Origin of the sequence: Marinovum sp. (genome assembly GCF_048263515.1) — a bacterium.
Taxonomy (GTDB): Bacteria; Pseudomonadota; Alphaproteobacteria; order Rhodobacterales; family Rhodobacteraceae; genus Marinovum.
The window spans coordinates 1-13,643 of record NZ_JBLXEC010000024.1; the positions used below are offsets into that span (position 1 = coordinate 1).

General features: G+C 64.9%; 12 protein-coding genes and 1 pseudogene. 6 read left to right on the plus strand and 7 right to left on the minus strand.

The genetic code is table 11. The features are described from left to right. Positions 1-225: 225 nt before the first annotated feature. The 5 genes and pseudogenes from ACN0SE_RS17535 to ectA form a co-directional block, all read right to left on the minus strand. Positions 226-719, minus strand: a pseudogene (locus ACN0SE_RS17535) (IS21 family transposase); the annotation flags it as partial. 302 nt (positions 720-1,021) lie between these two features. Beyond that, positions 1,022-2,446: an aspartate kinase gene (locus tag ACN0SE_RS17540; protein ID WP_417525828.1), complete on the minus strand. Its 1,425-nt coding sequence runs from the start codon at positions 2,444-2,446 to the stop codon at positions 1,022-1,024. Between the two features lie 2 nt (positions 2,447-2,448). Next, a complete protein-coding gene (locus ACN0SE_RS17545; RefSeq protein ID WP_417525829.1) occupies positions 2,449-2,844 on the minus strand; it encodes an ectoine synthase in 396 nt (131 codons plus the stop codon). Positions 2,845-2,849: 5 nt separating this feature from the next. Continuing rightward, positions 2,850-4,142 (minus strand): diaminobutyrate--2-oxoglutarate transaminase, encoded by a 1,293-nt coding sequence (gene ectB, locus ACN0SE_RS17550; protein WP_417525830.1) that lies wholly within the window; start codon positions 4,140-4,142, stop codon positions 2,850-2,852. A gap of 54 nt (positions 4,143-4,196) precedes the next feature. After that, positions 4,197-4,730, minus strand: a complete 534-nt coding sequence (gene ectA / locus ACN0SE_RS17555; protein ID WP_417525831.1) for a diaminobutyrate acetyltransferase — start codon at positions 4,728-4,730, stop codon at positions 4,197-4,199. A gap of 239 nt (positions 4,731-4,969) precedes the next feature. Between ectA and ACN0SE_RS17560 the strand changes: the two genes are divergently transcribed. Next, positions 4,970-5,476, plus strand: coding sequence for a MarR family winged helix-turn-helix transcriptional regulator (locus ACN0SE_RS17560; protein ID WP_417525832.1), 507 nt, complete (start codon positions 4,970-4,972; stop codon positions 5,474-5,476). Between the two features lie 92 nt (positions 5,477-5,568). Here the strand turns inward: ACN0SE_RS17560 and bhcR are convergent, their stop codons facing one another. Further along, positions 5,569-6,417 carry an HTH-type transcriptional regulator BhcR gene (bhcR, locus tag ACN0SE_RS17565; RefSeq protein WP_417525833.1) on the minus strand — a complete coding sequence of 283 codons (849 nt, stop codon included), beginning with the start codon at positions 6,415-6,417 and terminating at the stop codon, positions 5,569-5,571. Between the two features lie 172 nt (positions 6,418-6,589). Between bhcR and bhcA the strand changes: the two genes are divergently transcribed. The 5 genes from bhcA to ACN0SE_RS17590 all read left to right on the plus strand — a co-directional run bounded on the left by bhcA (position 6,590) and on the right by ACN0SE_RS17590 (position 12,123). Further along, positions 6,590-7,780, plus strand: coding sequence for an L-aspartate--glyoxylate aminotransferase BhcA (bhcA, locus tag ACN0SE_RS17570; RefSeq protein ID WP_417525834.1), 1,191 nt, complete (start codon positions 6,590-6,592; stop codon positions 7,778-7,780). Beyond that, the gene (gene bhcB, locus ACN0SE_RS17575) at positions 7,780-8,748 is read left to right on the plus strand and encodes a beta-hydroxyaspartate dehydratase BhcB (protein ID WP_417525835.1); all 969 of its coding nucleotides are present in this window, start codon (positions 7,780-7,782) and stop codon (positions 8,746-8,748) included. Before bhcA ends, bhcB begins: the two co-directional genes overlap by 1 nt. A 60-nt stretch (positions 8,749-8,808) precedes the next feature. Next, positions 8,809-9,972 carry a 3-hydroxy-D-aspartate aldolase BhcC gene (bhcC, locus tag ACN0SE_RS17580; protein WP_417525836.1) on the plus strand — a complete coding sequence of 388 codons (1,164 nt, stop codon included), beginning with the start codon at positions 8,809-8,811 and terminating at the stop codon, positions 9,970-9,972. A gap of 110 nt (positions 9,973-10,082) precedes the next feature. Beyond that, positions 10,083-11,066 (plus strand): iminosuccinate reductase BhcD, encoded by a 984-nt coding sequence (bhcD, locus tag ACN0SE_RS17585; protein WP_417525837.1) that lies wholly within the window; start codon positions 10,083-10,085, stop codon positions 11,064-11,066. Positions 11,067-11,199: 133 nt separating this feature from the next. Then, positions 11,200-12,123 (plus strand): aminotransferase class IV, encoded by a 924-nt coding sequence (locus ACN0SE_RS17590; RefSeq protein ID WP_417525838.1) that lies wholly within the window; start codon positions 11,200-11,202, stop codon positions 12,121-12,123. 67 nt (positions 12,124-12,190) lie between these two features. On the opposite strand, the gene ACN0SE_RS17595 is transcribed toward ACN0SE_RS17590, so the two are convergent. Next, on the minus strand, positions 12,191-13,642 hold the full coding sequence (locus ACN0SE_RS17595; protein ID WP_417525839.1) for a sulfatase: 1,452 nt from the start codon (positions 13,640-13,642) through the stop codon (positions 12,191-12,193). Between the last annotated feature and the right edge of the window lies 1 nt (position 13,643).

Below are 13,643 nucleotides of genomic sequence, written 5' to 3' on the forward strand. Positions count from 1 at the left end.
CACCATGTCAGCATCCTGGAGATGAACGGCGACAGCTATCGCCTCGCTCAAAGCAAGGCCCGGCAGAACTCCTGAACCAAGACCGCGTTTGGTCCTCGCGGACCAAGGCGCCTTGGCAACCGTCAGCTATATGCGGACCACTTTTGCCAAGGCGCCGGTCACGCCCAGACTGGCCGACTTTTGCTCCGCCCAGTGGCCGGATTTTGCGCCGCCGTTGACAGCTGGGTCGTGACGGAGGCACGCCTTCGGCGTGACGCGTCCAGCACCTGTGATCTTTCCATGGTTGGGTCTCCTGAGGCTGCCATAGCGTTTGCAATCGGCCACGGGCTCGCAGGTCAGTCGCAACGCATCTGGCGTATCGATGGTCAGCGGCGGCGGTGGTTCACGATGTCGGGCCAGGATGTTGATGACGACCGAGGCGGCAGGGGCCCCTTCGTTCAGGGCTTCGGCACAAGCAGCGTCCACCGCATCAAGTCCATCTATCGGGATCATGCTCAGGATCTGGACCATCCCCTGCCCGGCAGGGCATTGCGCAGCAATGTCCCGAGAAGGGGCCGGTCGCCGTTCGGCACCTTGGCAAGCTTGCGCTGCACACGCCTGATCGCCGACGGCAGGTCCCAGTCCTTGAAGGGAGCGCCATTCCGGAGGGCCCCAGGCTTGCGGGCCAGCACCGGAATGTAGTGCAGCGAGTCGTAGATGGCCTTGTCGCGCCCGAAGGCTGCCGAAACTGCTTGCGGCCTGACGAAGGAAGCGCCGCGAGGACTGCCTGCTCATGATCCAGACTCACCCAGCATGCGGGTAGAGGGAAACCGTTCCTAACGACAGCCTTGTTCAGCACCCTGTTAAAGCGGATTTCTGGGTTTGTTTCCCTATCCTCGGTGTGGGGGCACCATTTCTCCAGAATGATAACCGGCCCGTCCCTCCGGGTGACCCTTTTCGCCTGCAGTGATCCGGTCGCAGAGACGAAAAAGGCCCGCCCGGCGCCATGCCGAACGGGCCTTCTCGATTGATCAAACAGCGCTCAGGCGACGCGAGCGAGCTTCGGGTTGTTTTCTTCCACCAGCGCGCCGTGCAGGGCGGCGATGGCCGGCTTCAGCGCGTCGCGCTCGAGGATGAACTGCACGTCCACGTGGCGCGGGCCCTGGGTGGCGCCGATGGCTTCCAGGCCGGCGGCTGCGATGGACTGCAGGCCGCGGGTCAGCACCGAGAGGCCCGAGAGATCGCGACCGATCACCGCCGCCATGGCGATGGCGCGCGAGGAGATGTCGGCCGAAGGATAGAGCTTGGCCAGGTCACGCTCGACCCGGCGCAGCACCTTCATCGAGGTGTCGACGTAATGGGTGATCGTGTTGGCGTTCGACACTTTCGACACGATCCGCACGTTGTGCCGCGTCAGCACCTCGAGGATCGCCGAATCGTAGCCCTTGACGCCCACCATGTCCTGTTCGAACACCTCGAGCGCAAAGAGATCGAGGCCGGTGACGATCTCGACCGCCGCAGTTTCTGCCGGCTGGTCGTCGATCAGCGTGCCGGGATCGGCGGGCTCGAAGGCATTGGTCACCCGCAGCGGCACATCGGCCTGGCGCAGGGTCTTGGCGGCCTTGGGGTGGATCGCCTCCATCCCGAGGTTCGACAGCTGGTCGGCCACGTCATAGTTCGTCCGGCCCAGCTTCTTGACGGCATTGGCACCGACGAGGTTGGGATCGGCCGAGGAGAGGTGAAACTCCTTGTGGATGATCGCCTCGCGCGCGCCGGTCAGGGCCGCCAGCCGCGAGAAGGTGACCTCGGAATAGCCGCGGTCGAACTCGCCCATCAGGCCCTCGGCGCATTGCGCATAGCCGGTGACGATCGGCATCTCGGTGGTGACGTCGACACCCTCCATCGCGCCGGTGATGCGCTCGTCGAGACTCAGGTCGCCCTCGTCGCACCAGCCGGACAGGTCGACGAAGCGGGCGTTGACCCCGGCGCGCTGCAGCATCAGCGAGGTGACAAAGGCCGAATGCGACTCGCCCAGACCGGCCAAAAGCTCGCGCGTCTGGCCCATATTCTGCGACAGGCGGAAGTGCCCGTAAGAGCACAGCCGCTGCAGGTCGATCAGGCAGTTGCGCGCGCCCAGCATGCGGTCATGCACAAAGGCATCGGCACGTTCGATATCGGCCGGGTTGTCCAGCACGCGGGCATGCGCCGCCGTCATCGCTTGGGCGACGCGGTCCAGCCGGTCGTGCCAGCCGTGATCGTTGTCGTCGCTGGCAAAGGCCGCATAGGCGCCGGGTTCGCCGGTTTTCTTGTGTTCGAGCAGCAGGTTGGTGATGCCGCCGAAGGCCGAGACCACGAAGACGCGGCCATAGAGGTCCTCCGGCTTGCGGTCACCGACAATCAGCGTATCGCGCAGCTCGTCGATGCGGTCCATTGAGGTCCCGCCGATCTTTTCGACTGTATGGGGCATGGTTACGCGACCTCTGCGGCCGCATAGGAGCCGTCTTCGCGGTGCACTTCGGTGCCGGTCACCGGCGGGTTGAAGCAGCAGGCCATGACCAGTTCTTCCTCGGCCCGCAGCACGTGACGGTCGTGCTGGTCCAGCGCATACATCACGCCGGGGGTGATCTCGTGCGTCTCGCCGGTGGCGAGATCGGTGATCGAGCCCTTGCCCTTCATGCAGTAGACGCTCTCGAAGTGGTTCTTGTACTCGAAGGTGTGCTCCGAGCCGGCCTCGAGAAAGGTGATGTGGAAGGAAAAGCCCATCCCGTCATCGGCCAGCAGCATCCGCACCGAGGTCCAATGAGCATCCGAAACGACACGGTCGCGTTCGGCATCGACGATCTTGTTGAAATCTCTGACAATCATGATGGTTACTCCGCGGCGATGGCAGTTTGTTCGGAAATCACGGCGTCTGCCGCGGCAAGCAGGATGTCGAACCCCTTACCCAGCAGGGCGGTGGATGTGGTCAGCGGTGCGAGGATCTTGACGACCTGGTCCTCGTTGCCCGAGGTCTCGACCACCAGCCCGTTTTCATAGGCGCGTGCGCAGATCGCGCCGGCCAGCTCGCCAGAGCCCACGTCAACGCCCTGCATCAGCCCGCGGCCCTTCATTTTCGAGCCCGACACCTTGTCGGCCAGTTTCGTCAGCTTGCCGTGGATGAACTCGGCTTTCTCGGCCAGCTCCTTCTGGAAGGCATCATCGGCCCAGAACTTCTCGATCGCGACGCGCGCGGTGACGAAGGCATGGGTGTTGCCGCGGAAGGTGCCGTTGTGCTCGGCGGGGCCGAAGACGTCGTGCTCGGGGCGGACCAGCAGCATCGCCATCGGCAGGCCGAAGCCCGAGAGCGATTTCGCCATGGTCACGATATCCGGCGTCACGCCCATTTCCTCGTACGAGAAGAAGGTGCCGCAGCGGCCGCAGCCAGCCTGGATGTCGTCGATGATCAGCAGGGCGCCGTGATCCTTCGCCAGCTTGGCAATGCGCTGCACCCATTCGGGGCGCGCGGCGTTCAGCCCGCCTTCGCCCTGCACGGTTTCGAGGATGATCGCGGCAGGCGCATCGACGCCGCCGGACTTGTCGCTCAGCATCGCCTCGAGGAAGTCGGCGGTGTCGGTGGAACCGGCGAAATAGCCGTCATAGGGCATCCGGGTCACGCCGGTCAGCGCCATGCCGGCGCCGCCACGGTGATAGCCGTTGCCGGTCGCGGCCAGCGCGCCCATGGTCACACCGTGAAAGCCGTTGGTGAAGGCGATGACGTTGGTGCGGCCGGTGACCTTGCGGGCGATCTTCATCGCCGCTTCGACGGCGTTGGCACCGGTCGGGCCGGTGAACATCACCCGGTGGTCCATGCCGCGGGGGGCAAGGATATGGGTGTCGAAGGCCTCGAGAAAGGCCGCCTTGGTGTCGGTGTGCAGGTCAAGGCCATGGGCAATGCCGTCGGCGCTGATGTGGTCGATCAGCGCGGATTTCATGTCCGGGTCGTTGTGGCCGTAGTTCAGCGAGGAACAGCCGGCGAGAAAGTCGATGTAGGTCTTGCCGGTATCGGCGGTCAGCTCCGAGCCGGAGGCACTGGTGAACACGGCGGGCATGCTGCGGCAATAGGAGCGGGCAGCGCTCTCGCGGCGTTCAAAGATGTCGCGGGTCTCTGTCATGTCTTTGGGCATAGGGTATCCTTTCGCACTTGGTGCGTTGAGAAATTCTTGAATTCGGGGGTGCGTTCAGGCGGCGCGTGCCAGCTCTTCGGGCGCGGGCAGGTCGATCGTCACCATGTGTTCGGTGTCGTGGTGACCGTCGAAATGCGCATCGCGTTCGAAATGCGGCTCGTCCGCCAGATCGCCGCCGATGTCGCGGGCGAAGCTCTTGAACAGCCCCCAGGAGGCGGCGTTGTCCTTGGTGATCGTGGTCTTGAGATGGTCTGCGCCGTCGCAGGCGTCGCGCTGGATCAGTTCCAGCAGCATCTTCTTGCCGAGGCCGAGGCCCCGGGCGGCTTCGCTCACCGCGACCTGCCAGACGAAAAGCTCGTTCCTGGCGGGAATCATGTGGCCGGAGATCCAGCCGACGATCTCGCCGTCGAGTTCCGCCACCACGCAGGTGTCACGAAAATGATCCGCCTGGATCAGGTTCGCATACATGGAATTCTCGTCGAGCGGCTTGCAGCTTTTGACAAGCGCCCAGATGTCGGCTCCGTCCGTCGCGTCAGGTTTGCGCAAACGGAGCTTGCGCGTTCGGGGTTCGGTCATGTCTTTCGGCATCTGGCTTTCGCCTCCCTGATCGTTCGATGACTTAAATAGCCGCAGCGCGGCAAAACTTCAACATGCGAAGTAGATTTATCTCGGTTTGGTGCGCTTATAGCGGCATATCGGGCGCGTTAGCGCCGAAACTCCGAAGCCTGTCGAAGCAGCTTGAGGCAAGCATTCTTGGCTTTGCGAACGAAATTTGGCGGGTAGTTTGATGATTGAAGCACCGGGGCGCTTCATGCGACACTTGTGCCATGACAGACCTGCCGTCCCTCCGCGTTGATGAATGCCTGATCGCCCTGCGGCGAATCCTGCGGGCGACAACGCTTTATGAACGACACCTTGCCACCGCCGCCGGCATCACCCCGGCGCAGCTGCGGGTGTTGCAGATCCTGCAGGGCCGGAACGACGGGCGCACCACGCCAAAGGTGCTGGCAACGCAGATGGGGGTGGTGCAGGCCACGGTGACGGCACTGATCGACAAGCTCGAGGCCTCTGGCTTGGTGTCGCGGCAGCGGTCAGAGACCGACCGGCGGCAGACCAACGTGGTGATCACCGACAAGGGCCGCAGCGTCGTGCGCGACGTGCCCGACGCGTTGCAACAGCGCTTTGTCGGCTCCTTCGAGCGGATGCAGGACTGGGAGCAGGCGCAGCTTCTGTCGTCGCTGGAACGGGTCGCCGCAATGCTCGACGCCGAGGATATCGACGCCTCGCCAGTGCTGGCCGCCGGCGACATCCACGTGACGCCCAAGGCGCCCTAGCCGAGCTCAGGTGTCGCGGAAGGCGCGGTCGCCCGGCCTGGCGGTCTCTTCCTCTGACAGCTGCGACTTGACCCCGGAGAGGTTTTCCGCGTTCAGCCCTGACGAACCCCGCCACCGCCGCCGATCGCCCAGCTCAACTGCTGCGCCGCTTCGATCACTGCCTGGCTCAGTGGGCCGATCTCGGCGTCGCCCACGCGGCTGGTGGGGCCGGAGACCGAGATGCCCGCCACCGCCTCGGAGTTCATGTCAAACACCGGCGCCGCGATGCAGCGCATGCCGACGGTCTTTTCCTCGTTGTCGATGGCAAAGCCGCGGCTGTGGGTCAGCGACAGTTCCTGCCGCAGCAGCCCCGGGTCGATGATCGTCTGCGCGGTAAAGGCATAGGGCGGGGCGGCCGCCAGCACCCGGTCCAGCCGCGCCGCATCCATCTGCGCCAGCAGCGCCTTGCCGATGCCCGAGGCAAACATCGGCGAGAGCGTGCCCGGCGGAAAGAAGGCGCGGATGCTGGCATGGGTCTCGACCTGGCTGAGAAACAGCACCGCGCCTTCCTTTTCGATCCCGAGATTGGCGGTTTCGCCCGTCACCTCCATCAGCCGCCGCAGGATCGGCCGCGCGCGTTCCACCAGGCTGGTGCGGCGCAAAAACCGCGCGCCGATGACAAAGGCCTGGGCGCCGATGTGCCAGACCTGCTCTTCGGCGTCGAATTCCACCAGCCCGCGGGTCTGCAGCGTGGTCAGGATGCGATAGACCGTGGCTGGCGACTGATCGGTTTCCTCTGACAATGCGGTCAGCGACTTGCCCTGCGCGGCGCTGAGATATTCAAACACCTCCATCGCCCGGTCGAGCGACTTGATGGTGTTCTGCGCGGTCTTGTCGTCCCAGTCGCGGGGGCGGCCACGGGCCCGGCGGGCGGGTTTTTCGGGATTGTCTCGGGAAACCATAAGCTGCCTCCGGGAATGCAGTGAAACCGACCTGCAGCATATGAAAAATAACAACCATCTGACAATATTGAAATTTTTTCTCTTACGCCATTTCTGAAAACGCATTTCAAAAAAATTTCCTTCGCTCGGGGCGCGGGGTAATGTCAGCCAACAGACCCGAGGAGACACTCAGATGAGCTTTCAGAACCCCGTTTTCATTCCGGGCCCGACCAATATCCCCGAGGCCCTGCGCAAGGCCTGCGACATGCCGACGATCGACCACCGCTCGCCGCTGTTCGGCCAGATCCTGCACCCCGCCCGCGCCGGCGTGCGCCGCGTGCTGAAAAGCGACAATGCCGAGGTCTTCATCTTTCCCTCCTCCGGCACCGGCGGCTGGGAAACCGCGCTGACCAACACGCTCTCGGCTGGCGATACCGTTCTGGCCGCGCGCAACGGCATGTTCTCGCATCGCTGGATCGACATGTGTCAGCGCCACGGGCTCGACGTGCAGATTGTCGAAACCCCCTGGGGCCAGGGCATTCCCGCCGACCGTTACGAAGAGATCCTGACCGCCGACACCAGCCACCGGATCAAGGCGGTTCTGGCGACGCATAACGAGACCGCCACCGGGGTGAAATCCGACATCGCCGCCATTCGCCGCGCGCTCGATGCCGCCGGCCACCCGGCGCTGCTGTTTGTCGATGGCGTCAGCTCGATTGCCTCGATGGATTTCCGCTTTGACGACTGGGGCGTCGACGTTGCCGTCACCGGCTCGCAGAAGGGCTTCATGCTGACCGCCGGTCTCGCCATCGTGGGCTTCAGCCCGCGCGCCATGGCGGCTGTCGAGACGGCCAAGCTGCCGCGCACCTTCTTTGACGTCAAGGACATGGCCAAGGGCTACGCCAACAACGCCTATCCCTATACGCCGCCGGTCGGCCTGATGAACGGGCTGAACGAGGCCTGCCGGATGCTGCTGGACGAGGGGCTCGAGAATGTCTTTGCCCGCCATCACCGTATCGCCGAAGGCGTGCGGGCGGCCGTCGGCGCCTGGGGGCTGGAGCTCTGCGCTGCCTCGCCGGATGTCTATTCCGATACGGTCAGCGCGATCCGCACGCCCGAAGGATTCGACGCCACCCGGATCGTCAGCCATGCCGCCACCACCTATGGCGTGGCCTTCGGTGTCGGCCTGGGCGAGGTCGCCGGCAAAGTCTTCCGCATCGGCCACCTGGGCAGCCTGACCGACGTGATGACCCTGTCGGGCATCGCCACTGCCGAGATGTGCATGGCCAATCTCGGCCTCGACATCCGCCTTGGTTCGGGCGTCGCGGCGGCGCAGGAATACTACCGCGCCAACCCGGCGCTGCATCAGAAGGCCGCCGCGTGATGAAGGACACCGTGATGGACATTCCCAGCTACGACGACATGCTGGCGGCGCATGAGCGGATCAAGCCGCACATCCGCCGCACGCCGATCCGCACCTCGGATTACCTGAACGAGCTGTCGGGCGCCGAGCTGTTCTTCAAGTGCGAGAATTTCCAGGAGCCGGGGGCCTTCAAGGTCCGCGGCGCCGCCAACGCGGTCTTTGGCCTGAACGACGAACAGGCCAAGAAGGGCGTGGCGACGCATTCCTCGGGCAACCATGCCTCTTGCCTGTCCTATGCCGCGATGCGCCGGGGCATTCCCTGCAACGTGGTCATGCCGCGCACCGCGCCGCAGGCCAAGAAGGACACCGTGCGCCGCTATGGTGGCCAGATCACCGAATGCGAGCCTTCGACATCCTCGCGCGAGGCGACCTTTGCCGAGGTGCAGGCGGCGACGGGGGGCGATTTCGTCCATCCCTACAATGACCCCCGGGTGATCGCCGGCCAGGGCACATGCTCGAAAGAGTTCATCGAGCAGACCGACGGGCTCGACATGGTGGTGGCCCCGATCGGCGGCGGCGGCATGATCTCGGGCACCTGCCTGACGCTCTCGACGCTCGCGCCCGAAACCCAGGTGATCGCTGCCGAGCCGGAGCAGGCCGACGACGCCTACCGCAGCTTCAAGGCCGGTCACATCATTGCCGATGACGCGCCGAAAACCGTGGCCGACGGGCTGCTGGTGCCGCTCAAGGACCTGACCTGGCATTTCGTGTCGACCCATGTGACCGAGATCTACACCGCCTCCGAGCAGGAGATCATCGACGCGATGAAACTGGTCTGGAAGCATTTGCGCGTGGTGATGGAGCCGTCGTCGGCGGTGCCGCTGGCGGTGGTGCTCAAGAACGCCGAGGCGTTTAGGGGCAAGCGTGTCGGCCTGATCGTGACCGGCGGCAACGTCGATCTGGACAGGCTTCCGTGGATGGTGGGCTGAGCCCCCCCGAGACAAGATTCCAGCGGGCGCCGTGGCGCGCCGCTTCAAGGGAGAAGAAAGATGAAAGACATGACCAACCTCGACCAATTCGACGTGGGCTTTGACATCCCGGCCAAGCCGGGCATGGCCGAGGCCGACATCCAGACCCCGGCGCTGGTGCTCGACCTCGACGCATTGGAGCGCAATATCAAGAAGATGGGCGATTACGCCAAGGCCCACGGCATGCGCCACCGGGTGCATGGCAAGATGCACAAATCGGTCGACGTGGCCAAGCTGCAGGAAGAGCTGGGCGGCGCGGTCGGCGTCTGCTGCCAGAAGGTGTCCGAGGCCGAGGTCTTTGCCCGTGGTGGCATCAAGGACATCCTGGTGTCGAACCAGGTGCGCGACCCGCAAAAGCTCGACCGCCTGGCGCAGCTGCCCAACCTGGGCGCCCGGACGATTGTCTGTGTCGATGATCTGGCCAACGTGGCAGAGCTGTCAGAGGCCGCGCAGAAACACGGCACCACGATCGAATGCCTGGTCGAGATCGATTGCGGCGCCGGGCGCTGCGGCGTGACCACGACCGAGGCGGTGGTCGAGATCGCCAAGGCAATCGAGGCGGCCGAGGGGCTCAAGTTCACCGGCATCCAGGCCTACCAAGGCGCCATGCAGCACATTGACAGCTTCGAGGCCCGCAAGGAAATGCTCGACATCGCCATCGCTCAGGTCTCCGAGGCGGTCGAGGCGCTCAAGGCCGAGGGCATCTCCTGCGAACTGGTCTCGGGCGGCGGCACCGGATCGTATTATTTCGAGAGCAATTCCGGCGTCTACAACGAGCTGCAATGCGGCTCCTATGCCTTCATGGATGCCGATTACGGCCGCATCCTCGACGAAAAGGGCCAGCGCATCGACCGGGGGGAGTGGGAGAATGCCTTCTTCATCCTCACCCAGGTGATGAGCCACGCCAAGGCTGACAAGGCGATCTGCGATGCGGGTCTCAAGGCGCAATCGGTGGACTCCGGCCTGCCGGTGATCTTTGGCCGCGATGACGTGGAATACGTCAAATGCTCTGACGAGCACGGCGTGATTGCCGATCCGCAAGGCGCGCTCAAGGTCGGCGAAAAGCTGCGGCTGGTGCCGGGCCACTGCGACCCGACCGCCAATGTGCACGACTGGTACGTCGGTGTGCGCAATGGCCAGGTCGAATGCGTCTGGCCGGTCTCGGCCCGCGGCCGCGCCTACTGACATCGGTCGCGCAGGGTGGGCGTTTGCCCACCTTTCCCCGTCACTCCCTTCGCCGGGTGCGCCAACCGCGCGCCCTGCGCCCGATCAAAGGACATCCCATGGGCCTCGACATGACCAAGACAACCATCCTCACCATCGTCCCCGAAGGCGCCATCGCCGGGCTCATCACCCCAGAGGCCGCCTTTGACGCCGTCGAGCAGGTCTTTGCCGCCATGGCGCGCGATGACGCCTACAATTTCCCCGTGGTGCGCGAGGCCATCGGCCACGAGGATGCGCTTTACGGCTTCAAGGGCGGCTTCGACCGCGCTGGCGCGACGCTCGGCCTCAAGGCTGGCGGCTACTGGCCGCACAACCTCGAAAAGCGCGGGCTGATCAATCACCAGTCCACCGTGTTCCTGTTCGATCCCGACACCGGCAAGCCCACCGCCATGGTCGGTGGCAACCTGCTGACCGCCCTGCGCACCGCCGCGGCCTCTTCAGTCTCCATCGCGCATCTGGCGCGCAAGGACGCACGTGTCATCGGCATGATCGGCGCCGGTCATCAGGCGAAATTCCAGCTGCGCGCGGCGCTGAAACAGCGCGACTTCGACAAGGTCATCGGCTGGAACCTGCATCCCGAGATGCTGCCCAACCTCGAAGAGGTGGCGGGCGAGGCCGGTCTGCCGTTCGAGGCGGTCGAGCTGGACGGCATGGCCGACGCCGACGTGATCATCTCGATCACCTCGTCCTTTGACGCCATCCTTGCCGCCGGTCAGGTGGCGCCGGGCACCCATATCGCTTGCATGGGCACCGACACCAAGGGCAAGCAGGAGGTCGACCCGCAGCTGCTGGCCCGCGCCACCGTCTATACCGACGAGGTGGCGCAATCGGTCAGCATTGGCGAGGCGCAGCACGCGGTGGCGCAGGGGCTGATCACTGAGAGCGACATCCGCCAGCTGGGCGCGGTGATCAACGGCACTGATCCGGGCCGCACCTCGGACGAGCAAATCACCCTGTTCGACGGCACCGGTGTCGGGCTGCAGGACCTGGCGGTGGCGGCAGCCGTGGTCGACCTGGCGCGCGAACGCGGCGTGGCGATCGACGTGGAGATCTGAGGCGGCTGCGCCTCGGCACCGCCCGGGCCTGCAGGGGAGAGGCAGGCCCGGGCGAACGATCTGCTTGCAGCAGCGGCCCGTGCCCCCGATACCTGCACGCAGGCCGTTCTCAACCAGCTTCCGGGGCACTGACATGACTGATCTCGACAAGAAGACCACCCACGACGCAGAGCACGATCCCCGCAATGACGAGATCCTGATCTACGTCAACGGCGAGCTGAAGCCCAAGGCCGAGGCGGTGGTCTCGGTCTATGATTCCGGCTTCATGCTGGGCGACGGCATGTGGGAGGGGATGCGGCTCTACAACGGCAAATGGGCCTTCTTCGACGAGCACATGGATCGGCTGTTCAACTCGCTCAAGGCGGTCTCCATCGACCTCGGGATCGGGCCGGACGACATCCTCGAGATCCTCGACAAGACCGCCCGCGCCAACGGCATGACCACCGATGCGCATTGTCGCCTGATGATCACGCGCGGCCGCAAGGCCAAGCCGTTCCAGCACCCGGGCCTCAGCCGCTGGGGTGCCTCCATCGTGGCCATCATCGAGCATTCGAAACCGGTGGACCGTCTGCACTCTGCAGGCATCCGCCTCGCCACGGTGCCGCAGGTGCGCGGCCTGCCGATGAGCCAGGACGCCAAGTTCAACTCGCATTCCAAGCTGAACTGCGTGATCGCCTGTCTTCAGGCCGAACAGGCGGGCGCGGACGAGGGGCTGATGCTCGATCCGCATGGCTTCGTGAACACCACCAACGCCTGCAACTTCTTCATCGTCCGCCGGGGCGAGGTCTGGACCTCGACCGGTGACTACTGCATGAACGGCGTCACCCGGCAGAAGGTCATCGACCTGTGCCGCGACAACGGCATTCCGGTCTTCGAGAAGAACTATTCGCTCTACGAGGCCTACGGCGCCGACGAGGCCTTTCTGACCGGCACCTTCGGCGCCCAGACCCCGGTGGCCGAGATCGACGGCAAGCCGATCGGCTCCGGCGACCGCCCGATCACCCGGCGCATCCGCGACCTGTACAAGGAGCTTGTGGCCAGAAACACCGCCGCCTGAGCGCGCGCTGGCGGGCCGCTGCTTGCGCAGCGACCCGCTCCGGTGATCATCGGTGGATCTTGCCGCCTCAGGCAGTCCGGTTTTCAGGCGACTGCACGATCCGACGTCGGGCGTTCCTCGTGTGCACCGCGCTTTCGAGGTGGAAGTCCAGCAGGGCGGTCAGCAGGCCCTGTTTCGCCTCGGCGGCCGCGGGATCATTCCAGAGGTTGCGCCGCTCGCCGGGATCGGCGACCAGATCGAACAACTGGCCTTCGGTCGAGCCGCGAAACTGCACCAGCTTGTGGGTCTCTGACCGGGCCATCGTCAGATAGCTGGCACCGGTCATGTTCACATCGCCGGCCTGCTCGCAGAACACGTGGCTGCGCCCGGCAAAGGGCGCGCCTTCGAGCGCCGGGTTCAGCGACCGGGCCTCCATCGAGGCGTCGGGCTCGACGCCTGCCCATTCGAGGATCGTCGGCCCCAGATCAAAGAGCTGCACCAGCTCGGTGACCGTGCGCCCGCCGTCAAAGCGCCCCGGCGCCGAGATGATCATCGGCACGCGGGTCACCTCTTCATAGGGCGCCCATTTCTGGCTCAACCCGTGATCGCCCAGGTTGTCGCCGTGGTCCGAGGTGAAGACGACGATGGTGTTGTCCATCCGGCCCCGCGCCTCCAGCGCATCGAGGATGCGCCCGACCTGGGTGTCGATCATCTCGCAGTTGGCATAGTAATACGCCCGCATCCGCTTCAATTCCTCGACCGTCGGGTCGAGCTTCCAGGCGACGCTGTCATGGTCGACCTCGACGTCATGCACGCGCTTTTCGATCCAGGGGGCGGCCAGGCCCGCGAGGTCCTCGTCAGAGACGTCCGGCAGGGGCACATCCCGCGCCATGTATTTCTCGGCCATCTCGGGCGTCGGGTCATAGGGCGGGTGCGGCCCGGGGAAGCCGACAACGAGGAACAGCGGCTTTTCGACGGGCTTGGTCTCGAGCCACCAGCAGGTGGTGTCGCCGATGAAGTTGTCCGATTGCAGCGCCGGAGGCAGGTCCCAGGTAAAGGCGCCCAGCCGGTCCTTGTAGTCGGGGCGCTTGCGGTATTCCTCGCGCTGCTGCTTCTTCAGGCCGTGGCTGGCCAGCGCCTTGTCCCATTCGTCAAAGAACCAGCGGCCCTCCATGTAGCGGTCCTTGTTCTCGACCACGAACCTTTCGTGAAAGCCCGCCTTGGCGTCATAGGGGATGGTGTGCATCTTGCCGATGTTCACGCAGTGATAACCCGCCCCGGCCAGGTCGGAGACCCAGGTCCGGCTCCAAGGCTGGCCGTTGGCCAGAACGCCGTTTGTGTGCGGGTAGTACCCGGTGAACAGGCTGGCGCGGCAAGGCACGCAGGAGGGCGCGGTGACGTGGCACTGCTCGAAGCTGACACCGGTGTTCACCAGCCGGTCGATGTTGGGCGTGTCCATATGCGACGCGCCAAGCGCGCGGATCGTGTCGTAGCGCTGTTGATCGGTGATGATGAAGACGATGTCAGGAGCAGACGACATG